Here is a 25876-nt window from a genome sequence, read left to right on the forward strand (position 1 = left end):
ACGGCCTTCCCGAAAGTCGACCGGAGACAGCTACCCGGCGAGGCGGGTAAGCAATACGGAGATCGAATGGATGCGCATGCGCGCGCCGCTCGGCGACGCCCGGCCGGCACGACCCGGATCAGTCGACCTGGCACATCGTGAGCCGCCCCATTGCCTCGCCCGCGCCGCGCACCGCGCAGGTGGCCGGCTCGTCGGCGATCCGGGCGACGAGCCCCGTCTCGTCGTACAGCAGGCGTTCGAAATCCGCGAGCAGCGCGCCGCCGCCCGTCAGCACCACGCCGCGATTCGCGATGTCGGTCACGAGCTCGGCCGGCGCGTTCTCCAGCACCGACTTCACCGCGCCGATCACCTGCTTGAGCGGCGCGGCCAGCGCGTCCGCCACGTCGTGGTTGGACAGTTCGATCGAGCGCGGCAGCCCGTCGCCGACACCCCGCCCGACCGCGCGCGTCGACCGGCGCGGCACCGCGCTGGTGGCCGAGCCGATCGTCTGCTTCACGTGTTCGGCCGTCTGTTCGCCGAGCAGCACGCCATACAGGTTGCGCACATGGTTGACGATCGCCGCGTCGAACTGGTTGCCGCCCACGCGAATCGCCTCGCGGTAGACGATGCCGCCGAGCGCGATCACCGCGACTTCGGTCGTCCCGCCGCCGATATCGACGACCATCGAGCCGACCGGCTCGGTCACCGGCAGGCCCGCGCCGAGCCCGGCCGCGAGCGATTCCTCGATCAGTTCGACCTCCGACACACCCGCGGCAAACGCGGCCTCGCGGAGCGCGCGGCGCTCGACGGCCGTCGCGTCGGACGGCACGCACAACGTGACTTCGACGCGACGGCCGAAGCGCGAACGCGTGCGCGACATGTCGATGAAGCTGCGGATCATCTGCTCGGCCGCGTGCGCGTCGGCGATCACGCCGTGCCGCATCGGCCGCACGGCTTCGAGATGCCCTGGTTCACGGCCGAGCAGCGCCTTCGCGAGCTCGCCGACGGCCTCGAGCGTCGGCCGGGCGTCGGTCGCACCGGCACCGGCCTTGCGGAAGCAGACAACCGACGGCTGGTTCAGCACCACGCCGCGTTCGTGCGTATAAATCCGCGTACTCGCCGTTCCAGGGTCGATCGCAACGGGTTGCGCAAACAACTTTCCGAACAGCGGTGTCGACATATCAAACCTTTGTAATCGAACGGACCAGGGCAGCCGCGCTGCATTTCGCGGCGCGTCCATGCCGCCCCATCACGAACTTAGCGGCAAATCGTTCCGATACTTTAGGCAATTCCGATGATTTTTTCGCGAAACAATTGTCAAAAGTGCCGACCAGGACACCTCCGGCTACGCAACAGCCTCTCGCATTGCGCCTGTAAAACACGGTAATCTCTCGGTCTTGCCTGCTCCCGGCAGGCCTCAGACGCCCGATCACGCCAGGTATTTCCTCCATGACAGCGACCGGTTCCTTCCGCTGGGCGCGGGTGCGCCCGCTTTGCACGACGCTCGTCGCCTTCTGGTGCTGCACGGTCGCCGCGCAACCGCTGCCGGCAGCCGACTCCGCCGCCGCCCCGGTCGCTGCCGCCAGCGCGCCGGCTGCCACGCCCGCCGCATCCGGGCACACCTGCGAAGCCGACGGCGGCCCGGCCGGCCGCCCGTCGATCGGCCTCGTGCTGTCCGGCGGCGGCGCGCGCGGCTACGCGCACCTCGGGGTCCTGAAGGTACTGGAAGACAACCGCATCCCGATCGACTGCATCGCGGGCACCAGCATGGGCGCCGTGGTCGGCGGCCTGTACGCGAGCGGCATGGCTGCCGACGAGATGCAGAAGCGGCTGTCGGAGGTCAACCTCGCGGACATCGCATTCGACGTGACGGAGCGCGCGGACCTGCCGCAAACCAGCCGGGAGGACGAGCGCCTGTACATCAACGGGCTGACGCTCGGCTTCGGCAAGAAAGGCGTGAAGGTGCCGGTCGGCCTCGTGCAGGGCAACCGGCTGCAGGCGCTGCTCGCGAACTGGACGGCCGCCGTGCCGACCAACCAGCCGTTCGACCGCCTGCCGATCCCGTACCGCGCGGTCGCGACCGACCTGCAGACGGGCCAGATGGTGGTGCTCGACCGCGGCTCGCTGCCGCTCGCGATCCGCGCGAGCATGGCGATGCCGGGCCTGTTCGCGCCGGCCGAGATCAACGGGCGTGCGCTCGTGGACGGCGGGCTCGTCAGCAACCTGCCCGTCGACACCGCACGGCAGATGGGCGCGAACGTCGTGATCGCGGTCGACATCGGCTCGCAACTGCGTCCGCTCGACGCGCTCGCGTCGCCGGCCGACGTGATGCAGCAGATGGTCGGCATCCTGATCCGCCAGAACGTGACCGCGCAGCGCAAGCAGCTCGACACGCAGGACGTGCTGCTCACGCCGGACCTCGGCTCGCTCGCGTTCACCGATTTCCAGAACGCGAAGCAGGCGATCGCCGCAGGCGCCGCCGCCGCGACCGCGGCGCTGCCGAAGCTGAAGCGCTTCGCGCTCACGCCGGAACAGTACGCGGCCTACCAGTCCGCGCACGCGCAGCCGCTGCCGCCGCCGATCCGGATCACGCGCATCGACATCAAGACCACCGGCGGCGTGCCGAAGCAGGTCGTCAGCAACGCGCTGCACGTGAAACCGGGCGACACCTACGATCCGAACACGGTCAGCCAGGATCTGCTCGGGCTCACGACCGGCGGCAACTTCGAGAGCGTCACGCAGCAGATCGTGAGCCACGGCGACGAAAACGTGCTCGAGATCGATGCCCGCGAGAAATACTGGGGGCCGAATTTCCTGCTGTTCGGGCTCGGCATGTCGAGCAGTTCGACCGATGAGGGCGGCTTCCGCCTGCACGTCGGCTACCGGCGGCCGTGGCTCACCGAATCCGGGCTCGAATTCCGCGCGGACACGACGATCGGCAGCGACCTGCAATCGGCGCGCATCGAGTTCCGCCAGCCGCTGTCGATGGCCTACGGCGTCTATCTGTCGCCGTACGCGGAATACCAGCGCCGCTACGCGAACCTGTACGACGACACCGGCGACGTGAAGATCACGCAGTACCTGATGCAGACCGCCCGCGCCGGGCTCGATCTCGGCCTGCCGATCGGGCGCCTCGGCGATTTCCGGATCGGCCTCGGTTATGTGACCGGGCACGGCTCGCCGACCTACAACGTGCCGTTCGACGACGGCAGCGGCCGGTCGCTGCTGTGGCCGAGCTTCACGTCGCAGGCGCTGACCGCGCGCGCGCGGCTCGTCATCGACCAGCTCGACGATCCGCTGTTCCCGCGCAAGGGCTATTTCACCGAACTGCGTATCGAACGCTCGCTGGTGTCGCGCAACGGGGGCTCGGCGTCGGACTTCGACGACAGCATCAACAGCGCGCCGTACACCGAGATCTACGGCAAGGCGATGGTCGCGCAGCAGTTCGGCCGGCACAGCGTCAGCGCGACGATCGAAGGCGGCAAGAGCATCGGCGGCACCAACCTGATCAACGCGTTCAATTTCACGCTCGGCGGCTTCCAGCATCTGTCCGCGTATGCGGCCGACCAGCTGAACGGCAACGAGCTCGCGTATGCGCAGGTGACCTACATGAACCAGCTGATGACGTTCAACGCATCGCCGATCAAGGCGCTGTCGGTGGGCGCCAGCGCGGAAGTCGGCAACGTCTGGTCGAGCGGCCAGCAGATCGGCGGCGGTGCGCTCAAGCAGAGCTATACGTTCTTCACGAGCCTGTCGACCGCGTTCGGGCCCGTATACATCGGCGTCGCGCTCGCGCCCGGCGGCCGCCGCAACTTCTACCTGCAGCTCGGCCGTACCTACTGAGCGTGCGCGGCTGCCGCTTCGGCGGCTGCCGCGTCTGCCTCGCGCCGCCCGGCCGGGTCAGAACTCCGCCGCCATCGCGACCGCGCGGGCTTGCGCCCGCTCGATACTGTCGCTTGCCCGCGCACTCCACGTGTGTTCGACGGTCAGGCTCCTGACCTCGCTCACGCCGATGAACCTCAACCAGAATTCGATGTAATCGGCCTGATGCCGGAAACCGGGATTGTCGGCGCCCGCGCCGGGTTCCCGGCTTTGCCCGCGAACATGGATCACCAGCGCGCGCGGAATCTCCAGCAACGGCGCGTACGCCGTGCCGTCGAACGAAAACAGCATGTTCCGCTGGCTGACGAGATCGATCAGCTGCTTGAGCTTGTACGGATAGCCGAAATTCCACATCGGCACGCCGACGACGATCCGGTCGGCCTCCTGAAAGCGCGTCACGAGCGACTGGATGCGCCGCCAGATCGACTGCTCCGCCTCATCCATCGGCGCGTTGGCGACGCCCTTGTACTTGGCGCCGATCGCCTCGCTGTCGAAGTCCGGCAAGTCCTCCTCCCAGACATTCAGCGTATCGACGTCGATCGTGGCGCCCGTCTCCCGGTACGCATCGACAAAGGCAGTGGCGACCGCGATCGAAGCCGACCTGGCGCCGCGGGGAGAAGACACGATATTCAACAACCGCATGATGAGTGACCCGGACAGGAATGCATGAACAAGGGGCGGCCATCGCGGCGGCCCCGGCTTCACTGCTGCGTCGCGGGCCGCCCGCCTGCGCTGTCATGGATCGGCCCGCCGATATAGTTGCAACTGCAATCGTAATGCAAAGCGCGTACGCGTGGCAAACGAATCGCCACGCGATTGCGGTGTGGGAAGGCATCGAGATGGGGAAGGTGCGGCGGGAACGGCCGGCGACGCGCCCGAATCCGGCGCGCGCGGCTGTGTGGTGTCGTGGTGTGGTGACTAACGAGGCTCGGCGCCCGCGACGTGTATCGCTAGACCGGCCAGCTGATCTCGAAGCGCGCGCCGCCGAGCTCGACGGGATCGACGACCGCGATCCGGCCGTTGTGCGCATGGAGCACCTGTCGCGTGATCGACAGGCCGAGGCCATAGCCGCCGGTGCGGCGGTCGAGGCGCACGAATGCGTCGAAGATTCGCTCGCGTTCGCTCTCCGGCACGCCGGGGCCGTCATCCTCGACGAAGATCCCGATGTTGCCGTGCACGAGCGAGATCCCGACGACGATCCGCGATTTCGCGTACTTGCTCGCGTTGCGCAACAGGTTGCGCATCGCATACGACATCAGCCGCCGGTCCATCTTCACGCGCAGGTCCGATGCGATCGCGATGCGCGACTCGATCGCGCGCTCCGGATACAGCAGCTGCGCATCGCTGACCTGATGCTCGAACCACGCGACGGGGGCCGTCATCTCGAGGTTCGACTGCAGCGAGCTGTATTCGAGCCGTGCATACGTGAGGCTCATGTCGATCAGCTCTTCGAGCTCGGTCACGTCCTGCGCGATGCTCTCGAGCGCGCCCTGGTATTCGGCCGCGGAACCCGGTTCGCGCAGCATTTCGAGCGCGAACCGCACGCGCGCGAGCGGCGTGCGCAGCTCGTGCGAGATCCCGTTCGTCAGGTCGCGCTGCGCGGCGATCAGCCGTTCCATGCGCATCGCGAGCGCATTCAGCGTCCGCGCGAGCGGGCCGATGATCACGCTGTGCGATTCGCGCGCACGCGTGTTGAAGCGCCCGCCCGTGAAGTCGATCGCGCGCTCGCGCACCATCACGAGATCCGACCACACGGGCCGCATCCACCGGTACGCCGCGAGCGCGGGTGCGGCGAACACGAAGACGAGCACGATCCAGATGTCGCCGGGCAGCGAGTCGAACGCATGCCACACGACCTGCGGCGACAATTCGACGCACAGCGCGAGCGCCGGCACGAGCGCGGTCAGCAGCACGAGGCCGAGCAGATGCAGGTACGTGCGCACGTAAAGGCGCGACCAGCTCGGGATGCGGTCGGCGCGCGTGTCGGTCCACGCGCGGCGGAAATGCAGCCAGCGCCACTTCACGTAGCGCAGCGTCGGCAGCGGCGGTGCATCGGGGTGCGAACGGGTTCGTCGGATCATCTCGGCTCCCGGCCGGCGGGTGGAATGCCCGCGCGGAACGTGACGGCGTCGTGCGAACGCCGCGTCATTCCCACGCGTGCTTGCTGAATTGATAGCCCTTGCTGCGGATCGTCTTGATCCGCTGCGGGTTGCTCGCGTCGTCGCGCAGCTTGCGGCGCAGCTTCGAGATGCGCCCGTCGATCGTGCGGTCGAGGCCGTCGAATTCGACGCCGCGCAACTGCAGCATCAGGTCGTCGCGGCTGACGACTTCGCCCGCATGGCAGACGAGCGCCCACAGCAGGTCGAATTCGGCCGACGTCAGGTCGGGCGTGCTGCCGTCGGGCAGCACGACGGAGCGGTCGGTGCGGTCGATCGAGAACTTGCCGAACGCATAGCGCTCGGGTTGCGGCGCGGTGCTCTCGGTCACGCGCGCGGGCGCGCGGCGCAGCTGGGCCTTGATCCGCGCGAGCAGGATGCGCGGCTCGACCGGCTTGTGCACGTAGTCGTCCGCGCCGAACTCGAGGCCGAGCAGTTCGTCGAACGGCTCGTCGCGGGCCGTCACCATGATGATCACGCCGTCGTACTGCTTGCGTGCCTCGCGGCAGATTTCGAAGCCGTCCTTGCCCGGCAGGTTCACGTCGAGAATGACGAGATCGGGACGAATGGACAGGATCGCCGGCACTGCGGCGTCACCATGCAGCACAGTGTCGACTTCGTAGTCGTTCTTGCGCAGGTAGCCGGCGATCAGCGTGGACAGGCGGGTGTCGTCTTCGACGAGCAGGATGCGAAAAGACATGGGCAGCGGTCGGGTCATCGGGGAAGCCGCGGCGGCGGCGCCGGCCCGTGCCGGACGCCGGCCATTGGCCGAAACGTACCGCATGATACTGCGCCGGCCGATTGCCTGTTCAGAGGTCTTGAAAATAAGGGTTCGATATCGTCCGAGCTTGACGAATCGGCGCCGGGACGGTTCCATACGGGCTCGCCTGAATCCGGCCACTCACCTACCCGCCTGACTTGATGAATTACCAGACGATCCTCGAACGCATCCATACCGAACTCGCCCCCTGGATTGGCCAGGGCCGGGTTGCCGACTACATCCCCGAACTCGCGAAAGTGCCTGCCGACAAGTTCGGGATGGCCGTCGTGACGCTGGACGGAAACGTTTGCACGGTGGGCGATGCGTACGAGCGCTTCTCGATCCAGAGCATCTCGAAGCTGTTCGCGTGCACGCTCGCGTTCCAGCTGCTCGGCGACGAACTGTGGGAACGGGTCGGCCGCGAGCCGTCCGGCAACGCGTTCAATTCGCTGGTCCAGCTCGAGAGCGAGCGCGGCAAGCCGCGCAATCCGTTCATCAACGCCGGGGCACTGGTCGTCACTGACGTGCTGTGCCGCCGCTTCGTGAAGGCCGAGACGGCGCTGGTCGAATTCGTGCGGCGGCTGATCGGCGCGAACGACATCGACTACGATTCGCGCGTCGCGCAGTCGGAGCTGCAGCACGCGGAACGCAACCGCGCGATGGCGCACTTCATGGCGAGCTTCGGCAACATGCAGATGCCGCCCGACACGGTGATCGACGCGTATTGCCGCCAGTGCGCGATCACGATGAACTGCGTCGAGCTCGCGCGCGCCGCGCTGTTTCTCGCGAACGGCGGCGTCGCGCCGGTCACCGGCGAGCGGATCGTCGATTCGAGTTCCGCGAAGCGGCTGTCGGCGCTGATGCTGACTTGTGGCACCTACGATGCGGCGGGGGATTTCGTGTATCGCGTCGGGTTGCCTGCGAAGAGTGGCGTCGGCGGCGGGATCGTCGCGGTGCTGCCGGGCGAGATGGCCGTGTGCGTGTGGGCGCCGGGGCTCGATGCGAACGGGAACTCGCTGGCGGGGACGTTGGCGCTGGAGTGGTTGACGACTTATTCGGGAAGGTCGATTTTTTGACGCGGCGGGGTTAGGCGAGCGCCACCTGGCGCAACGGCGGCAGAGTCATATCGGCGCATGCGCTTGATGGGGAATTCGGCCATCGGCTGCGATCGACCCAACTGGGCCGCACAAAACGCCGACCTCCAAAGGGCCGTTTCCGAAGGTAAAACGGTCACTCGCATGCAGGCCGATGTCGATTCGGTGCAAGCCGAGCCGCTAGAAATTGCGCGCCACGCCGACCATGAACATGTCCTGGTCCTTGTCGTTGCCGGTTGCGACACGATTAAAGCGTAAGCTCGCCGCCCAATCGTTCGTTACCTGATAGGTCACCTGCGCGCTGAGCAAGGCATTCAGTCTCGTTTTACTCGCGACTTCGTCCCGATCATGCGAGAGATACGGGCCCACACCTGCCGAAAGCGTCCATTTGCTCTTGATCGGCGCGACATACCAGAATTGCGCCGCCACGCCTCTTCGGCCGGCGACGCCGTTATTGCCTTCGTAGACGAAGCTCGCCGAATAGGCCCACGCATTGCCGAGCGGCCGCTTGACTTCGACCATATACCCTTTTTCGATGGGCACTTGGGGACGGTTCGTCTGCGATGTCCCGGCCCAAACGCCAACCTGCGTCTTGCCGTCCGAAAAAGCCGGGCCAGGATCGCCGCCAAAATCCGAGCCGATGCCGAAGAGCACCGCGTCGGAGTTGAATCCGTCGATCATCTGCACGTGGTTGTACTGCACCTTGAGGAAGAAGCGGTTGGGAACGACGTAATAGCGCACCGCTGCCGAGGCGCGCACGCCCCATCGCTTTTCATTGCGCGGCTGGTCGTTGACATGTGTCGTGTCCATGCTGAAATACGGCCCCGCCGACAACTCGAGCGCCAGGCGATCGCCGACCGGCCAACGAAACGAACCTATGGCGGCGAAGCCGTCACGGTGGTGATCGAGGGGATGCCCCTCGTTCAGATACGCGAGGTAGACCGAGAGGTAGTCATTCAAGACATCGCCGAAGCCGACTTCGTACGCACGCCAATGCATATCGCCGCCGTTGGTCGCGCGTCCGTCGCCATACACCGCATAGACGTTGATCGTTCTTTCCGATGGCTTGAACCCGGTCGGCACGCTCGACGGACTGTCCTCCGCGTACGCGAGGCCTGCGCCTGCCAGACATCCTAGACCGGCGATCGAGCTTGCGAGGACGAAGCGCGAATAGATGCGACGGCACTGTCCCATTTGGACACCCCCTCACCTTGGTAACCGCGATTTCTCGGGCAAGTTGATGACGATTATAGGCAGCCTCGGGTAATAGGGGTAATAGGGGCAATCCGCACAACTTCGGCCGCTGCCCCTGATAGGCAAAGGTCGGGCGGCCATGATCCGATCCGTCGTCATCGCTGAATTCCGGATTCAGCTATCGGCTATCGTCGGAGACGATGAAGGCGACCGCCAGTACATTGCCGGCCGGCAGGAATGCGACGCCGGCGTGACGGTCGCCGGCTCGCAACACGATAAAACCTACGAAAATCGCATCGGCAGCCGACCCGATTTTCCGGTACAAATCGGGGACGCTGACATTCCTCGCGGGCTATCGGAGACTCTCGTTCATGACTCGGCAACACGCATCGGATATCGCAACGACCACCCGCACGAACCTCGGCGACAGCCCGTCCGCGCCGGTTCCCGCCATCGTGCCGTCGAGCACCGCGCTGCTCGTCATGCATTACCAGACCGACATCCTCGGCCTCTTTCCGTCCGTCGCGCCCGAATTGCTCGCCAATACGCGCCGGCTCTGCGATGCGGCGCGGGCCGGCGGCATCGGCGTCTGGTTCGCGAACCTCCGGTTCAGCCCCGGTTATCCGGAAGTCAGCCCGCGCAACAAGAACGGCCAGGGCATCAAGCAGCTCGGCCGCTTCATCAACGACGGCCCGTGCCCGGAACTCGGCCGGCAGCCCGACGAGCCGCTGATCGTCGCGCACCGCGCCAGCGTGTTCTTCGGCACCGATCTGGAGGCGCGGCTGGTCGAGCAAGGTGTCGATTCACTGATCATGGTCGGCATCGCGTCGACGGGCGTGATGCTGTCGTCGATCGCCCACGCGAGTGATGCGGACTTCCGCTTGTATACGGTCAAGGATTGCTGCTACGACCCGGACCCGGTGGTTCACGAGCATCTGTTCGCCACCGCCTTCGAATCGCGCACGACGGTGCTGTCGCTCGCGGACGCGTTGCGGCTGCTCGAGTAAACAATCGGTCGCGCGGGCGTGACAGGTCAACGGCTTCATGCGAATCGGCCCGCAGGATGACGACTACCGGGCCGCGCCGATCCCCTTCAGGATGAGGTCGATGCCGGCGACGAACTACTCGCGCTCGTCATGCACGACCCAGGGCTGTGGCTCGTCGCCTGCCTCGTCGTAACGGGCGACGGCGCGCACGATGTCGCGCGCACCGCCCCTTCGCCCTTCCCCGTTACTTCGCGATATACACGCCCGACGTCGGGCACGTGCCCTGCGTATTGCCGTCCGTCACGAGCGAGGCGGCGCTCGGGAACTGCGCGGCCGCATTGGTCTTCACCGCGATCCATGCCTCGGTGAAGTAGCTGACACCGTTCGTCTTCGTGCACTTCAGCGACACCGCGCTGCGCGTGTTGCTGCCGAATGCGCCTTCGAAGGCCGACAGCAGCTGGTTACGCGTGACCGTCTTGCCCGCGTTCGCCTGCAGGAACGCGTTGAACGACGTGTTGCCGAGCCGGCTGATCATGCCGGATGCCTGGTTCCAGTATGCATCGGGCGATGCCGAGTTCGAGCAGGTGCCGTGCTTGAACCACTCGTGCTTGTCGAGGCACGACGCGACGCCCGGCATGTACGTCGACAGCGTGTTGCGGGTCGCGCTGCTGATCGGGTACGCGTCCATGCTGCACCACTGGTGCGCGTTGTCGAGATCGATGTCGTTCTGCGGCACGCCGCAGTAGAACGGCTGGTTGCCGTCGTAGTTGTTCGGCCACAGGCCATGCAGCGACAGGCTCGTCGCCGCGTACGTGCCGGCGAGGTTCGTGCATTCGGGCGTGTCGTGCGATGCGCAGAAGCCGGGCTCCCACGACGCGGCGAGCAACAGGTAGTCGTAGCTAGTCTGCGCGGTGGCGTGCAGTGAAGCGGAAGCGACGGCGAGTGCGGCAGCGGCGCGGGCGAGCGTCTTGAGCATGGCGTTTCCTCGGAAAAGGCTTGCGGTCGCGGGATGCGCCGCAAGGTTGTCGAATGTCTGTCCGCGATTGTTGCCGACGCAACGTGGCACGAATGTGAAGGTGGACGAAAGATTCCGGTGGCACGCGCTGGCGCGCCGCCCGCCGCTTCACATGTCTGAAGCGCGCCGCCAACGCGGCGGCACGCCGCCCGTCACGACCCGGCGCCCAGCTGCGTGCACGCGCGTGTGATCGATTCGGGGCCTTCGAGCGCGAGGATCTGCCACACGCCGACGCTGACGCGCTGGCGCGCCGCCGTCGACGCATCGGCCAGCAACGCCTCGACGCGCGGTGCGGCGTCCGGCGCCTGCTGCTTCAGCGCCGCATGATGCCGCGCGCGCGACGCCGGCTCGGATTCGTAGACGTCGCACAGACGCACCATGCCGGCGAGACCGGCAAGGTCGTCGTCCTTGTCGATCGCGCCCGGCTCGACCGGCGCGAGCCCCTTGCGCTCCGCCGCCGGCAGCTTGTTGCGCGCGCCTTCGTCGATCGACGTGGCGGATGCCGGCGGCAGGCCGCCGATCGCCGCGACGATCCGGCTGCCCGCGGCGATCATGTCGCCCTGGCACTCGATCTTCTCGGCGGCCGCGACGTTCGAGCAGAACGACACCGACATGCGGTACACGTCGTTGCTCATGCGCGGCACCTCGTCCGCGCTCGCCTGCGCGAAGCCGGCGCTCGTCAGCGCCAGCGTGGCGGGAATCAGGATGCGGAAGGCTCTCGTCTTGTTCATTGTTGTTTGCGTTGGGGGGGCTGGTGGCGGGCAACCTCGCGCGGCCGCGCGGAGCGGCCGCAGTGACGCCGGGCCCGCGTCCGGCGGCACGCGATCACTTCATCGACGCTGCCTCCGTTCCGCCGGGCGACAGCGCCGCGTGGTCCTGCTCGCGCCACGTGCGGCGCGACGCCATGATCGCCTTCACGGCCGAGCGCGCGACCTTCCACCACGCGAACGGCCGCGGGTCGGCGAGCATGCTGAGCGCGCGCGCATAGTCGAGCGTGAGCCCGGGCGTCCACGCCATCGTCACCGCGCGCTTGCGGATCTGCGCGGCGACCCACAGCTCGGGCGTGAGCAGCAGCCGCACGAACGCGCCCCACCCGGCCCGCGCGCCCTTCAGCCGCCACACCGCGCCGTCGAGCGCGGCTTCGAGCGCGTTCGACACCGTGCTCGAGCAATTGCGATGCGTGAGGTTGTACGTCAGGTTCTGCCGGTACGACGTCCAGAAGGCATCCAGCTTCGACGGATCATAGTTGCGGATCCGCACGCGCACGGTCGACGGGCACCACGCCTTCGACTCGGTCGCGTAGTCGGGCTGGAACAGGCCCGGCACGTCGTTTTCTCGCGTTGCGCGCAGGATGCGCGTGAATTCGTCCGGAGAACGATCGATTTCGACGCCCGGATACAGGCTGATATAGATGCCCTCGGGCGACTCCAGCGCCGCGTGCCCGGTCGAGATCACACCGTTGACGTCCACCGCCGCGATATAGCGGTCGATCACCGGATAGCGCTGCGCTTCGGCCTTCGACGTGCCGGTCGGCGTCCACACGTGCACGGTGAGCGCATGCTCGCCGTCGGCCGGCGGGCCGTCCCATTCGGATTGCGCGAAATGCGGACGGTCGCGCGTATCGTCGAGATCGGGCGCGAGCGCCGGCGCCGGCGACGTCGCGAACGCCGGATTGCGCGTCAGCCGCCGCACACGCGCGGCGAGGCTCAGCATGTGCATCCCGCCGAACATCAGCAGCAGCCCGAGGCAGTACGGCACGGTGCCCACATAGTGCGTCGGGTACGGCTGATAGAAGAAGATGGCCAGCAGAATCTCGACGACGCCCCAGGCGAAGGCGACGTTCCAGCGGCGATAGCGCACCATCCACGCTGCAGTGCACTGCAGCAGCCCGTCGACGAGGAACAGCGTGCCGAAGATCATCGACAGCAGGAAATGGCCATGGTGATGCCCCGCGAACACGAGCCCGGCAGCGACCACCACCGCGATCCCCTTCACGTAGCGCAGGATGCGCTGCCCGCCGACGCCGCTGCCGGCCACCGCAAGCGTCGCGAGCCCCTCGATCAGGAACAGCCACGCAAAGATCTGGATCGGGAAATGCAGCGCGCCGTCGAGCGCATCGACGAAGATCACGACGCCCGCGACGACCCACACCCAGCCGAGCACGGTCAGCCCGCGCCAGCGGGTCCGCAAGTATTCGATGCCCAGCAGCAGCAAGACCAGTCGTACCATCGCGCTCTCTCGTCATTTTTCGGGATACGCGCGGGTCACGCGTTTCCTGTCGTTTCGACCGTGCCTCGTGCAGAGTGCCGGCCGAAAGGCGGTAATTCGTACCGGCGCGTCATGCCTCGACATGACCGTTGGCGGCCGGTATACCTCCGCACTGGCCGAATAATAAGATATGGCGGAGACGGTTGAAAGCGGCGGCGACAACGTAGTCGGCACGGCACGGTCAGGGGCCATCGACCGCTGCCAAGGCAGATTTCCCGTTCGACAACGCGCGGCAGATACGCGAGAATCCGGCTTCCGAGGGCGAAAGCCACTGAACTGAACCGCACAGACGGGACAACAACAATGAACGTATCGATCACGCGCCGGCGCCTGCTGGCCGCCGGCGTGGCCGCCAGCAGCCTCTCGCTGTCGGGCTGCTTCACGCCGAAGCTGTACAAGGAAGACGGATACAGCGAGCACGTGTCCGGATTCATGATGACCGAGGACGGCAAGAAGCTCGTCGTCCTGGGCACGGACTACCATTACATCTTCGATCTGCCGGCGCAGTTGCGGCCGGTCTTGATGTCCAGTTACCGTAAATCGCTGCGCACGACGTTCGCCGCCTTTCATGCGAGCGGCGGCAGCATCACGGGCCAATACCGTATCTTGCTGCCGAAGGACGCGTCGGACGACGATCGGCAGGCGGCCGTTGCCGACGGCTTCACCGCCGCGCAGGCCGGCCTCGTGCTCGAAGGCGACATCAGCGGCAAGCGCTATTCGACGGAAGGGTTCGTCGAAAAGTACAAGACGAGCACGCAGCCGTTCAACCGGCCGTACTCGGTCTATATCAGGCAATCGCCGTCCGCGCTCGGCATGGGGCTGCGGATTCTCGCCACGCCGGTCACGGTTGCCGCCGACGGCGTGCTCGTGCTGGGCGGCATCGTGCTCTTGCCGTTCGCGGCAATTGCGATCAACGCGAACGGCGGCATCCGGATCATGTAAAGGCGTGCGGTACGAGCGCAACAGGAGCACCACCATGACCGCCTCACCGCTTCACGCCCCGCCGCTCGGCCCGCAACTCAAGCGCTGGCGCGCGCTGCATCGCGTCAAGCAAAACCACGCGGCCGAGCTGTTCGGCGTCGCGCAATCGACGATCTCGCGCTGGGAAGCCGGCCGCCAGCAGATGTCGCCCGACGAGCGCGCGACCGCCGAGCGGTTGCTCGCCGCGCGCCTCGATTCGGCCGGCGATCACGCGCTCGCACGGCTCGTCGCGGGCAGCGCGGGCCGCATGCATCTCGTATGCGACCTCACGCACCGCCTGCTCGCGTCTTCCCCGGCGCGCGCGGCCGAATTCTCGCAACCGCTGTCGATGTTGCTCGGCACGTCGCTGTGGCGCTACGCGACGCCGGAGATCGTCCGCATGGAAACCGCGCTCGACACGCTCGGCTGGCATGACCACGCGGGGCCGCCGAGCGTCGAATTCGACACCGGCGCGAATGCGTCGCGCGTCGTGCCGATCCGCGGCAGCATGTGCCGGTGGACGCGGATGACACTGTCGGACGGCTCCGCCGTGCGGCTCGTGGAGACGCTCCAGGATGCGTGATTGCCGGGTCGCGATGAAGCACCGCATGCCGGCAACGGTGCGGCAACCTTCAACGTGTCCGGCATGCCACGCAAAAAATACCAACGTGAATGGCAGCACGCCCAGGGGACATGCCACATGTCGACGCTTGTCATGCGAGAACTCGTGATCGTCGCGTTCATTCTCTATACGGGCGCGGCCGTGCTCGTTGCGCTTCGCTCGGGTGTGGCCAACGCCGGCGGCAGGCGGGTGGCGCGCCGCAGCAGCCCCTGGCTGTTCAGCCTGATCGTCGGTGTTCAAACGGGCTTCTTCGCGCTGTTCTGCTGGGCCGGACTTTTCGTGAAGTAGCGGCCCGGCAAAGCGCCACCGCCGCGCATATTTCATGCGTGGACGAAGCACGCCCACCCGCATTACGCTAGGCGGCTCATCGCAAGGACGCCGACCATGACCCCCGATACGATCCACGCGCGGCTCGCTTTCCTGCGCGAAGCCGAACGCCTGAAGGATGTGCTGCGCAGCGGCCACACGTCGTCCGGGCGCGCGGAAAGCACGGCCGAACATAGCTGGCGGCTGTGCCTGATGGCGCTCGTGTTCGCCGACGCGCTGCCCGGCATCGACACGCTGAAGCTGCTGAAGCTGTGCGTCGTCCACGATCTCGGCGAGGCGCTGCACGGCGACATTCCCGCGATCGAGCAAGCCGCGCACCCCGAGAAAAGCGCGCAAGAGCGCGACGACCTGCTGACGCTGACCGCCCCGCTCGATCCCGCGCGGCGCGACGAGATCGTCGCGCTGTGGGATGAATACGAGGCGGCGACGACGCCGGAAGCACGCGCGGCGAAGGCGCTCGACAAGCTCGAGACGATCCTGCAGCACAACCAGGGCAGCAACCCGCCCGATTTCGACTACGCGTTCAATCTCGGGTACGGCCGCCGCTACACCGACGCCGCGCCGCTGTTCAGCACGATCCGCGACATCGTCGACGCGGACACGCAACGCCGGATCGACGCGGGCGGGCAGCGCGCGTAAGCTCGCGGGATCGGGCGTGCGGCACCGCGCACCCTGCCCGCACGAGGCGCTACGCATGACGCAAAACATCTACGACGACCCGGCCTTCTTCGAAGGCTACAGCCGCCTGAACCGCTCGATCCACGGCCTCGACGGCGCACCCGAATGGCCCGCGCTGCGCGCGCTGCTGCCCGACCTGCACGGCCGCAGCGTGCTCGACCTCGGCTGCGGCTACGGCTGGTTCAGCCGCTGGGCGGCCGATCAGGGCGCGGCAAGCGTGCTCGGCATCGATGTCTCCGAGCGCATGCTCGAACGCGCGGCCTCGACCGCCGCGCACCCGGCGATCACGTACCGCCGCGCCGATCTCGAAACGCTCGCGTTGCCCAACGCAGCATTCGATCTCGCGTACAGCTCGCTCGCCTTCCACTACGTCGCGCACCTCGACACACTGCTGCGCACGATTCATCGCGCGCTCGTGCCCGGCGGGCGGCTCGTGTTCTCGATCGAGCACCCCATTTATACGGCGCCGCGCCGGCCCGGCTTCGTCATCGATGCGCAGGGCAACCGCGCCTGGCCGCTCGACGGCTACCAGCATGAAGGTGAACGCGTGACCGACTGGCTCGCGCCGGGCGTCGTCAAGCAGCACCGTACGCTCGGCACGCTCGTGAACCTGCTGATCGGCAGCGGCTTCACGCTCACGCACCTGGACGAATGGGGACCGACGCAGGCGCAGGTCGATGCGCTGCCCGCACTCGACGAGGAACGCGACCGGCCGATGATGGCGCTCGTCGCGGTGACCTCGTAAACCTGCGGATCGGCATCGGCTTCGCGCACACGCGTCCGGGCAAAGCATGACGCGGCACGACCACGATGCCACCTTCTTCGACGGCGACAGACGCCTGAACCGCACTGCCCTCCATCTCGACAACCTGCCAGAATTGCGCGCGTCGCACACGCCGCCACCCAACCAGCGCGGTCGCCACGTGCTCGACCTCGAACGCGACCGCGCCCGGTTCAGTCGCGGAGCACCCTAACACGGCGCGTCGAGCGCCACGCATCCCGCCCCCGGCTATCAACGCATGGCCGACTGACTCGCGCAAGGTGCCTCCAAGCCGCACCGTACGTTCGACACGTTGACAATCCGGCCAATCACCAGTGGCTGCGCATTCGTCAACACGAATTCCACAGCAATCCCAAATCAACGCGCGACCTCGGCCCCAACTACCGAGGCACGCAACCGACAATCTCAATTTAGACAAATCTCGCCAGCCAATTTAACAATCAACAACAATCAACAAATCTCAAAAAAAATAAATCATTGAAAATCACGTGAAAAATAAAATAACCTTATCAACACAGGATTCCTAAAAAATGCAATCCCCTCAAATACAAAGAATCATCGCACACCACAGTTTCACATCAATCTTCAACCCTCAACCAAGGAGAAATAGATGTCTGAAAATAGCAAAATCATCATGAGAAAGGCGATCCGATCGACCGTAGCTGCTTGTTGCATGGCCGCTTCTTTACTTCACACCGGCATGGCCACTGCAGATGGTCTCGCAAATCAAATCCTCAGGGGGCCAAACAGCACCGACACCCGAGGATACACAAGCTGCTCCGTTTCTTACACAATGTGCATACAGCGATACGGGAGCAGACCCGGCAGCAACGCCGGTGTCACGCGATGCGCGGACTGCCTGAGAAAGTGCAACGTCTCGAACGGCTGGTGGCCCATGGTAAGCGGCTGCACCGTCTGAAATGACGATCCGGCTCGTCGCGAGCCCCACGATGCAAACCGGTGTTCCTTCGCAGATCAACAGCACCTACAACCACTCGCGGCGATTTCCTCATCCAGGAAGCCACGCACTATCATCTCAATATTCGTGAACACCAGGGCACCGAAATGAATCACGAGACCGATCGTCAGCCGGCAATCCACATAACGTTCTCCGAGTATTCTCTAGACACCGTTTCCTCAGCAATTTCAAGCGGAGAACTTTCTGGATCATGCATTCTCGTCGCCGGAAACTGGCATCTGGGTCCGCTCAAGGAGCGCAATGACCCCGCACTTGCGGAATGGTTCAGCGAGCATTTTGGCTACGTGCCGGACAATGTGACGATCGGCGATACCTCGACCGCCGTCAAAAATCAGGAAAGGGCTTGCGCATGGGTGAACCCGACTTCGTCCGAGGAATATGCGAACTTCCTGCACTGGGCAAGCATCTGCAAACTGCGGAATATATCGTTGATCCGATTCTCGGCCCAGGACATCCACCCTATCGGGATGGCGAGACTTGCCGTCACAGCGCCCCAAGCAGATCCGAATGAAATCGAGCTTTATGCCCGGGAATGGGCAAACCTGGTCGAAGAGAACGCCGACTTCAGACTGCTCAACCCGTCCGGGAAATTACGTTCGTTTTCGGCGTCCCACTTCGACAAATACATTACCGGCGCAACAAGCAATAACTGGACCTCCTCTCCGGAAGTGGTGCTGCACATCATGGAAACACTGGGCAGCGAGCATCAAGATTTCCCCGGCGACATTTTTCTCTACCATCGGATCGAAAAGTTCGTCACGTCCGGCATCGTGGAAAAACAGACAGATTCCGACGTCACACAAACCAAGATTCGGTCGACCTCCCGCTAATCCGCTGTTACATGAACGTTCGAGCCACAACGACCTGTCGCCATGTCGAAAATTTCGAAATCATTCACGGCATCACTCCTGCCATTCGCTCTCGCCGCCATTTGCGACAACGCACATGCTTCCCAGGAGGATCATCTGAAGCGGATTCTCCAGCAAAAAGTTCCGGAGCTTGAAATAGGCAGCGTCTCCCGATCACCGATCGGCGGGCTCTATGAAATCGTCGCAAATTCACGAATTTTCTACAGCAACTCTACCGGAACCTATATTCTCGTTGGCGACATAATCAACGCGTCCAGCCAGGAGAATCTGACGGAAACGCGGCTCAACAAGATGAACAGCGCAGCCCTCCGTGACCTGCCACTTCGACATGCAATCAAAATTCAAAACGGCAGCGGGAAACGCGTCATTTCGACATTCTTCGATCCGAATTGTTCGTTTTGCAAAAAAATGAGCCGCGAGCTGAACAAGATTCCGGACGCAACCTTGTATATTTTTCTGTACCCCGTGCTCTCCCAAGATTCCGTCGCCAAATCGGAGATGATCCTTTGTGCAGAGGACCCATCCCTTGCCTGGAGGACATGGGTGAAAAAAGGAACGATCGCGCGCGCGCGAACTTCATGCTCACCGGACGCTACCAAGGAACTCCTCTCGCTAGGAAAGAAACTTGGCATCAAGGGAACACCGACCACATTCCTGCCATCCGGGAAAAGAGTCGAAGGGTTCGTTTCCGGAAAAGAGCTGGCCGAAATCATGGACCTCCAATAGCGGTACCTGCCCCTTTACGCGCCGGAACAGCAAAAGCTGGTTTCCCGTTGCTCGCAGTCGATGTGCAAACCGGAAGACCACCGTCGCCGCCGAAGGTCGCTCATTCGCGACCTTCGGCGATTGCAACAACGGCGACATCGAGGTTCGGTTTCAGCGACGTCATCGCCACAATTGAGCACAATTTCCACACGATTTCGCGAGATTTTCTCGATTACCATGAACGGCTGATCCGAATCGACGCTTCCGCGCCCGGCACACACGACCTGTGTCGCGGTCGAACCGCGCCGCCGGCCGAGCTGAACGGTTCCTCCGGATCGGCAGCACGCACCGCCGACGCCCGACTTAACCTATCGGCATGCTCATGAATCAAACGTCCCGCCGCCGACGACGCATCGTGCTGGCCACCATCATTGCTGTGGCAGTCGCCGCAGGTGTCGCGTTATCGTTATTCGCGCCCGAGAAGCATCCGCAATACCTGTCCGCGCCCGTCTCGCGCGGCGATCTCGAGAACGCGGTGCTGGCAACCGGCGCGCTTCAGGCATTCAAGCAGGTCGACGTCGGTGCGCAGGTGTCCGGGCAGTTGAAGTCGCTGAAAGTCAAGCTCGGCGACAAGGTCACGAAGGGCCAGTGGCTCGCCGAGATCGATCCCGTGATCTCGGAAAACGCGCTGCGCCAGGCCCGCGCCAGCGAAGAAAGCCTGCGCGCGCAGCAGCAATCGACCGCCGCGCAGCTCACGCAGGCGGAACTCGCGTTCAAGCGCCAGCAGGCGATGCTGCCCGACGATGCAACCTCGCGCGAATCGTTCGAGGCCGCACGCGCGACGCTCGACGTGCAGCGCGCGACCCTCGCTTCGCTCGCCGCGCAGATCCGTTCGGCACGCATCCAGATCGAAACCGCGCAGGCCAACCTCGGTTACACGCGCATCGTCGCGCCGATGAGCGGCGAAGTCGTCGCGATCGTCACGCAGGAAGGCCAAACCGTCATCGCCCAGCAGCAGGCACCGGTGATCCTTAAGCTCGCGGATCTCGACACGATGACCGTGAAAGCGCAGATATCCGAGGCTGACGTGATTCGCTTGCATCAAGGCCAGTCCGCTTATTTCACAATCCTTGGTGAACCCGACAAGCGCCACTACGGTGCACTGCGCGCAATTGAGCCCGCCCCGCAGAACTTCGCGGATTCGCAAGCTAACCTCGGCGGCGGCACGAAGCCGAATTCGGCCGTGTTCTACAACGCGCTGTTCGAAGTGCCGAACCCCGAGCATCGGCTGCGCATCTCGATGACCGCGCAAGTCAACATCGTGCTCGGCAATGCACGCAACGCGCTCAGCATTCCGGCCGCCGCGCTCGGCGAAAAACGCAAGGACGGCACCTACGCGGTGCGCGTGCTGCGCGCCGACGGCAGCACGGAAACGCGCAACGTGCGCATCGGCATCAACAACAACGTGCGCGTCGAAGTCCTGGCCGGCCTGAAGGACGGCGAACGCGTCGTGATCGGCGAAGCGGCCGGTGACGACCACGCACCGCTGGCGGACGTGGTGTGACGATGAGCCAGCCCCTGCTGAAACTCGCTGCCGTCACGCGACGCTTTCCGGCCGGCGACAAGGATGTCGTTGTCCTGAGCAACGTCAACCTGTCGATTCACGCGGGCGAGATCGTCGCGATCGTCGGCGCGTCGGGCTCCGGGAAGTCGACGCTGATGAACATCCTCGGCTGCCTCGATCATCCGAGCGAAGGCACCTACACGGTCGGCGGCCGCGACACGCACATGCTCGACAGCGACGAACTCGCGCAACTGCGTCGCGAGCACTTCGGCTTCGTGTTCCAGCGCTACCACCTGCTGCCGCACGTCGACGCGGTCGCGAACCTCGAAATGCCCGCGATCTATGCCGGCACGCCGCGCGCGGAACGGCACGCCCGCGCACGCGAACTGCTCGCACGTCTCGGGCTCGCGGATCGTGCGCACCACCGGCCCGGGCAGCTGTCCGGCGGCCAGCAACAGCGCGTGAGCATCGCTCGTGCGCTGATGAACGGCGGCCAGGTGATCCTCGCCGACGAACCGACCGGTGCGCTCGACACGAAAAGCGGCCAGGACGTGATCCGCATCCTGCACGAGCTGAACGCGCTCGGCCATACGATCGTCATCGTCACGCACGACAAGGCCGTCGCGCGCCATGCGAAGCGCATCATCGAGATCAGCGACGGCGAGATCGTCGCCGACCGGCCGAACCGCCACTATGCGGAAGCGCTCGCGGAAGCGGGCGTCGACGACGCAGAAGCCAGCGCGCTACCCGCCCGCGATCACCGCGACACGCCACCGCCGCCCGCACCGGTCGACACCGATGCGCATCCCGAGCCCGGCACCCGCACGCGACGCTTCGCGGCCGGCTCCGGCCGCTTCGCCGAAGCGTGCCGGATGGCATGGATCGCGCTCGTGTCGCACCGGCTGCGCACGCTGCTGACGATGCTCGGCATCATCATCGGCATCACGTCGGTCGTGTCGATCGTCGCGATCGGCGAAGGCGCGAAGCGCTACATGCTCGACGAAATCGGCAGCATCGGCACGAACACGATCAACATCTATCCGGGCACCGACTGGGGCGACAGCCGCGCCGACGCGATCCAGACGCTCGTGCCGGCCGACGTCGCCGCGCTCGCCGAGCAGCCGTACGTCGACAGCGCGACGCCCGAAACGTCGCGCACGCTGCTGCTGCGCTACCGCAACGTCGACGTGAACGCGCTCGTGAGCGGCGTCGGCGACCGCTTCTTCCAGGCGCGCGGGATGCGCTTCGCGCTGGGTGTCGCGTTCGACGAGGACGCGGTGCGCCGCCAGGTGCAGGTGGCCGTGATCGACCAGAACACGCGCCGCAAGCTGTTCGGCGCGACGCGCAACCCGATCGGCGAAGTGATCCTGGTCGACAACGTGCCGTGCGTCGTGATCGGCGTGACGGCCGACAAGAAAAGCGCGTTCGGCAGCGTGAAGAGCCTGAACGTGTGGGTGCCGTACACCACCGCGAGCGGGCGCCTGTTCGGGCAGCGCTATCTCGACAGCATCACCGTGCGCGTGCGCGACGGCCAGCCGAGCGCCGCCGCCGAGAAAAGCCTCGAAAAGCTGATGACGCAGCGCCACGGCCGCAAGGACTTCTTCACGTACAACATGGACAGCGTGGTGAAGACCGTCGAGAAGACCGGGCAGTCGCTCACCTTGCTGCTGTCGCTGATCGCGGTGATCTCGCTCGTCGTCGGCGGGATCGGCGTGATGAACATCATGCTGGTGTCGGTCACCGAGCGCACGCGCGAAATCGGCATCCGGATGGCGGTCGGCGCGCGCCAGTCCGACATCCTGCAGCAGTTTCTCGTCGAGGCCGTGCTCGTCTGCCTGCTCGGCGGCACGATCGGCATCGCATTGTCGTTCGGGCTCGGCGCACTGTTCTCGATGTTCGTCGCGCAGTGGAAGATGGTGTTCTCGGCCGGCGCGATCGTGACCGCGTTCGTCTGCTCGACGCTCACCGGTGTGATTTTCGGCTTCATGCCCGCGCGCAACGCATCGCGGCTCGATCCGATCGATGCGCTCGCGCGCGATTGAAGAAAGACCTGTCATGACGCATTCCTCCCCCCTTCACCGCCTGGGCGCAGTCGCGTGCGCGGCTGCGCTGCTCGCCGGCTGCGCCGGTGCGCGCCATGAACCGCTGCCCGCCGTCGCGATGCCGGCGAACTGGGAGGCGCCGGTCGCAGCCGGCGCACCGGCCACCACACGCGACTGGTGGCGCAGCTTCGGCGACCCGCAGCTCGATGCGCTGATCGACGACGCGCTGCGCGCCAACAACGACCTCGCGATCGCGGCGATCCGCGTGTACCGCGCGCAGCTGCAGGCCGGGCTCGCGGATACGAACCTGACGCCGAACGTGTCGGTCGGCGCGAACGGCGCCGTGTCGCGCACGCTCGATACGCACCGGATGAGCCGGACGAGCGGCGTGACCGGTTCGCTCAGCTATGAAATCGACCTGTGGGGCCGGCTGGCCGCGCTGCGCGACGCCGCACGCTGGGAAGCCGACGCGACGGCCGCCGATCTCGAAGCCGCGCGGCTGTCGCTGATCGGCACGACGGCGTCGCTGTACTGGCAGATCGGTTATCTGAACCGGCAGATCGCGCTCGGCGACGCGAACATCGCGTATGCGGTCCGCACGCTCGCGGTCGTGCGGTCGCGGCACACGGCCGGCGCCGTGTCGGGGCTCGATCTCGCGCAGGCCGAACAGAGCCTCGCCGCGCAACGCGCCGCGCAGACGCAACTGATCCAGCAGCGCACCGAGAATCGCCACGCGCTCGCGATCCTGTTCGACCGACCGCCGCAGCAGCGCGCGGCCGAGCCGGCCGCACTGCCCGTCGCGGCGCCGCCGGAAGTCGTGGCCGGCCTGCCCGCGAGCCTGCTCGGCCGGCGTCCCGACCTGCGCGCGGCGGAATTCCGGCTGCGCGAATCGCTCGCACAAGTCGACGCGACGCGCACGAGCTTCTATCCGACCTTCACACTGACCGGGCAGGCCGGCACGTCGAGCACGAGCCTCGAGCGCGTGCTGATGAATCCGGTCGGCACGCTCGGGCTGGGCCTGGCACTGCCGTTCATCCAGTGGAACACGATGCAGCTGCAGATCAAGGTGTCGAAGTCGCAGTACGAGGAAGCCGTCGTCGGGTTCCGCCAGAAGCTCTACACGGCGCTCGCGGAAGTCGAGAACGCGCTGTCGGCGCGTGTGCAGCTCGAACGCGAAGCCGAACAGCGCGCGCTGTCGCTGGCCCAGGCGCAGCGCGCCGAACAGCTGGCCGCCGCGCGCTTCGCGGCCGGCGCGACCGCCGTGCAGCCGTGGCTCGACCAGCAGCAGCGGCTGCGCGATGCGCAAAGCGCCGACGAACTGACGCGCCTGAACCGGCTCAACAACCAGATGACGCTGTACCGCGCGCTCGGCGGCGGGATGTCCTGACCGGCGCGCGCACCGGGCCGGCTGCGCCGATCATGCGCGGCGTCATTCACACACGGGCGCTCGGCGTCGGGCCGGCGCGAACGCCACCGCGCTCGCCGTCGCAAGCACGGCCACGCCCGCCGCGCCGTACACCATCACCCAGCCGAACCCGTGCACGAGCGCCGCATGCAACGCCGCGCCGCTCGGGTCGGCCTGCGCGAGCGCCGGGGCGATCTCGTGCAGCCCGTCGGTCCGGCCGGACGCAATCTCCTGTGCAAGGCGGCGCAGCGCCGCGTCGCCGATCGTGCCCGCGACGCCGCTCTTCAGGCTCGCGACGATCCCCGCGACCAGCACGAAGCCCATCGCCGCGATGTTCAGCGCAAGCGAAATCATCCGCGCGCTCATGTCGATACCCGACGCCATCCCGGCCCGCGAGCTCGGCACCGCGCCCGTCGTCGTGTTGGTGACGGGGGTATTCGTGAGCCCGAGCCCGATGCCGGCGATCACGCAGCCGGGCAGCATCGTGATCCAGCTGGCATGATCGGCCGCGCTGCCGATCCGCATCAGCGCGAACCCCGCGGCGATCGTGAACAGGCCGCCCGGGATCACGACGCCCGGCCCGTAGCGCAGCGCGAGCCGTTCGCCGAACGGCGGCGCGACCAGCGTCGGCAACGTGTACGCGAGCAACGCGAGGCCGGCCGTCACGCTGTCGTAGCCGAGCGCAACCTGGAACCAGATCGGCAGGTAGATCATGAACGGCCAGAAGCTGAAGTTCATCCCCATCGAACCGAAGATCGCGCCGGTGAACGCGCGAATCCGGAACACCGAGAAATCGAACATCGGCCGCGCACTGGCGCGTTCCGCGATGAAGAAGCCGGCCAGCGCCAGCACGGTCGCGCCGAGCACGCCGAAGCCGGCGGCACTGGTGATCCCGAGTGCCGCGCTTTGCGTGATGTAGAACGCCAGGCCGAGCACCGCGAGCGACAGCGTGACGATGCCTGCGACGTCGAGCCTGCCCGCGTGCGGATCGCGCGACTCCTGCACCGCGCCGCCGATCATCACGAGCGCGACGGCCGCGAGCGGCGCATGGACGAGGAACACCCACGGCCAGCTTGCCAGCGCGACGATCGCGCCACCGACGATCGGCCCGAACCCGAGCCCGATGCCGAACACGATCCCCCAGATCCCGAACGCGCGGCTGCGCTCGCGGCCCTCGCGGAACTGGTGCGACAGCACGGCAATCTGACAGATCAGCATCGCGCCGCCGCTGGCGCCCTGCAGCAGCCGGCCCGCGACGAGCACCGGCACGTTCGGCGCGAGCCCGCACAGCAGCGACGTCGCGCCGAACAGCACGGTGCCGATCACGTACACGCGCTTGCGGCCGAACCGGTCGGCGAGCGTGCCGGCCGCCATCAGCACGGTCGTGCACGCGATCGTGTACGCGTTCATGATCCACTGCATGCCGTTGAAATCGCCATGCAGCACGTGTTCGAGCGTCGGCAGGATCACCGGCACGCTCGAGATTTCGAGGCCGAACATCAGCGACGTGAGACAGACGGCCGCGAGCGCGACCGCATTCCTGCGGGAGTCGGATAGCGTCATGCGTATTGCGCCAGGGCCCGGCAACGGGTCGCGCGCCTCCAGGTGAG

Annotated in this window: 23 protein-coding genes; 14 read left to right on the plus strand and 9 right to left on the minus strand. The window is 66.0% G+C overall.

The features are described from left to right. Window positions 1-118: 118 nt before the first annotated feature. Window positions 119-1159, minus strand: a complete 1041-nt coding sequence (locus CFB40_RS28225; protein ID WP_089426971.1) for a rod shape-determining protein — start codon at window positions 1157-1159, stop codon at window positions 119-121. Window positions 1160-1428: 269 nt separating this feature from the next. Between CFB40_RS28225 and CFB40_RS28230 the strand changes: the two genes are divergently transcribed. Next, the gene (locus tag CFB40_RS28230) at window positions 1429-3822 is read left to right on the plus strand and encodes a patatin-like phospholipase family protein (protein ID WP_089433039.1); all 2394 of its coding nucleotides are present in this window, start codon (window positions 1429-1431) and stop codon (window positions 3820-3822) included. A 57-nt stretch (window positions 3823-3879) separates the two neighbouring features. Here the strand turns inward: CFB40_RS28230 and CFB40_RS28235 are convergent, their stop codons facing one another. From CFB40_RS28235 to CFB40_RS28245, 3 genes are all read right to left on the minus strand, one after another. After that, window positions 3880-4503, minus strand: a complete 624-nt coding sequence (locus CFB40_RS28235) for an FMN-dependent NADH-azoreductase (RefSeq protein ID WP_089433040.1) — start codon at window positions 4501-4503, stop codon at window positions 3880-3882. 308 nt (window positions 4504-4811) lie between these two features. Then, complete coding sequence (locus CFB40_RS28240; RefSeq protein ID WP_046548399.1) at window positions 4812-5942, minus strand: ATP-binding protein; 1131 nt, start codon at window positions 5940-5942, stop codon at window positions 4812-4814. Window positions 5943-6006: 64 nt separating this feature from the next. Continuing rightward, on the minus strand, window positions 6007-6717 hold the full coding sequence (locus CFB40_RS28245) for a response regulator (protein WP_039366515.1): 711 nt from the start codon (window positions 6715-6717) through the stop codon (window positions 6007-6009). Between the two features lie 221 nt (window positions 6718-6938). Here CFB40_RS28245 and CFB40_RS28250 point away from each other — a divergent pair, with 221 nt between their 5' ends. After that, on the plus strand, window positions 6939-7853 hold the full coding sequence (locus CFB40_RS28250; RefSeq protein WP_011354359.1) for a glutaminase: 915 nt from the start codon (window positions 6939-6941) through the stop codon (window positions 7851-7853). A gap of 198 nt (window positions 7854-8051) precedes the next feature. On the opposite strand, the gene CFB40_RS28255 is transcribed toward CFB40_RS28250, so the two are convergent. Beyond that, entirely contained in the window at window positions 8052-9065 is a 1014-nt protein-coding gene (locus CFB40_RS28255; RefSeq protein ID WP_089426967.1) for a hypothetical protein, read from the minus strand. Between the two features lie 371 nt (window positions 9066-9436). On the opposite strand from CFB40_RS28255, the gene CFB40_RS28260 reads away from it, so the two are divergent. Continuing rightward, a complete protein-coding gene (locus tag CFB40_RS28260; RefSeq protein ID WP_089433041.1) occupies window positions 9437-10072 on the plus strand; it encodes an isochorismatase family cysteine hydrolase in 636 nt (211 codons plus the stop codon). A gap of 223 nt (window positions 10073-10295) precedes the next feature. Here the strand turns inward: CFB40_RS28260 and CFB40_RS28265 are convergent, their stop codons facing one another. From CFB40_RS28265 to CFB40_RS28275, 3 genes are all read right to left on the minus strand, one after another. Further along, the gene (locus tag CFB40_RS28265) at window positions 10296-11027 is read right to left on the minus strand and encodes a ribonuclease T2 (RefSeq protein WP_089426965.1); all 732 of its coding nucleotides are present in this window, start codon (window positions 11025-11027) and stop codon (window positions 10296-10298) included. A 191-nt stretch (window positions 11028-11218) separates the two neighbouring features. Beyond that, window positions 11219-11797 carry a hypothetical protein gene (locus tag CFB40_RS28270; protein ID WP_089433042.1) on the minus strand — a complete coding sequence of 193 codons (579 nt, stop codon included), beginning with the start codon at window positions 11795-11797 and terminating at the stop codon, window positions 11219-11221. A gap of 94 nt (window positions 11798-11891) precedes the next feature. Further along, the gene (locus CFB40_RS28275; protein WP_089433043.1) at window positions 11892-13295 is read right to left on the minus strand and encodes an HdeD family acid-resistance protein; all 1404 of its coding nucleotides are present in this window, start codon (window positions 13293-13295) and stop codon (window positions 11892-11894) included. A 342-nt stretch (window positions 13296-13637) separates the two neighbouring features. On the opposite strand from CFB40_RS28275, the gene CFB40_RS28280 reads away from it, so the two are divergent. The 11 genes from CFB40_RS28280 (at window position 13638) to CFB40_RS28330 (ending at window position 24248) form a co-directional block, all read left to right on the plus strand. Continuing rightward, complete coding sequence (locus CFB40_RS28280; protein ID WP_089426962.1) at window positions 13638-14276, plus strand: hypothetical protein; 639 nt, start codon at window positions 13638-13640, stop codon at window positions 14274-14276. Between the two features lie 34 nt (window positions 14277-14310). Next, window positions 14311-14877: a helix-turn-helix domain-containing protein gene (locus tag CFB40_RS28285; protein WP_089426961.1), complete on the plus strand. Its 567-nt coding sequence runs from the start codon at window positions 14311-14313 to the stop codon at window positions 14875-14877. Beyond that, complete coding sequence (locus CFB40_RS38250) at window positions 14878-15204, plus strand: hypothetical protein (RefSeq protein ID WP_143329899.1); 327 nt, start codon at window positions 14878-14880, stop codon at window positions 15202-15204. 96 nt (window positions 15205-15300) lie between these two features. Further along, complete coding sequence (locus tag CFB40_RS28295) at window positions 15301-15882, plus strand: HD domain-containing protein (protein WP_089433045.1); 582 nt, start codon at window positions 15301-15303, stop codon at window positions 15880-15882. Window positions 15883-15937: 55 nt separating this feature from the next. Then, a complete protein-coding gene (locus CFB40_RS28300) occupies window positions 15938-16666 on the plus strand; it encodes a class I SAM-dependent methyltransferase (protein ID WP_089433046.1) in 729 nt (242 codons plus the stop codon). 46 nt (window positions 16667-16712) lie between these two features. After that, window positions 16713-16895, plus strand: a complete 183-nt coding sequence (locus CFB40_RS28305) for a hypothetical protein (protein WP_089426957.1) — start codon at window positions 16713-16715, stop codon at window positions 16893-16895. 767 nt (window positions 16896-17662) lie between these two features. After that, the gene (locus CFB40_RS28310; RefSeq protein ID WP_254600213.1) at window positions 17663-18511 is read left to right on the plus strand and encodes a DUF3658 domain-containing protein; all 849 of its coding nucleotides are present in this window, start codon (window positions 17663-17665) and stop codon (window positions 18509-18511) included. 42 nt (window positions 18512-18553) lie between these two features. Further along, complete coding sequence (locus CFB40_RS28315; RefSeq protein WP_089433047.1) at window positions 18554-19276, plus strand: DsbC family protein; 723 nt, start codon at window positions 18554-18556, stop codon at window positions 19274-19276. Window positions 19277-19637: 361 nt separating this feature from the next. After that, window positions 19638-20819: a macrolide transporter subunit MacA gene (gene macA, locus CFB40_RS28320; RefSeq protein ID WP_089429049.1), complete on the plus strand. Its 1182-nt coding sequence runs from the start codon at window positions 19638-19640 to the stop codon at window positions 20817-20819. Window positions 20820-20821: 2 nt separating this feature from the next. Next, entirely contained in the window at window positions 20822-22861 is a 2040-nt protein-coding gene (locus tag CFB40_RS28325) for a MacB family efflux pump subunit (protein ID WP_089426954.1), read from the plus strand. 13 nt (window positions 22862-22874) lie between these two features. Then, window positions 22875-24248, plus strand: a complete 1374-nt coding sequence (locus tag CFB40_RS28330; RefSeq protein WP_089433048.1) for an efflux transporter outer membrane subunit — start codon at window positions 22875-22877, stop codon at window positions 24246-24248. Between the two features lie 42 nt (window positions 24249-24290). Here the strand turns inward: CFB40_RS28330 and CFB40_RS28335 are convergent, their stop codons facing one another. Then, window positions 24291-25829: an MFS transporter gene (locus tag CFB40_RS28335; protein ID WP_089433049.1), complete on the minus strand. Its 1539-nt coding sequence runs from the start codon at window positions 25827-25829 to the stop codon at window positions 24291-24293. Between the last annotated feature and the right edge of the window lie 47 nt (window positions 25830-25876).

Origin of the sequence: Burkholderia sp. AU31652 (assembly GCF_002223155.1) — a bacterium.
Lineage (GTDB): Bacteria > Pseudomonadota > Gammaproteobacteria > Burkholderiales > Burkholderiaceae > Burkholderia.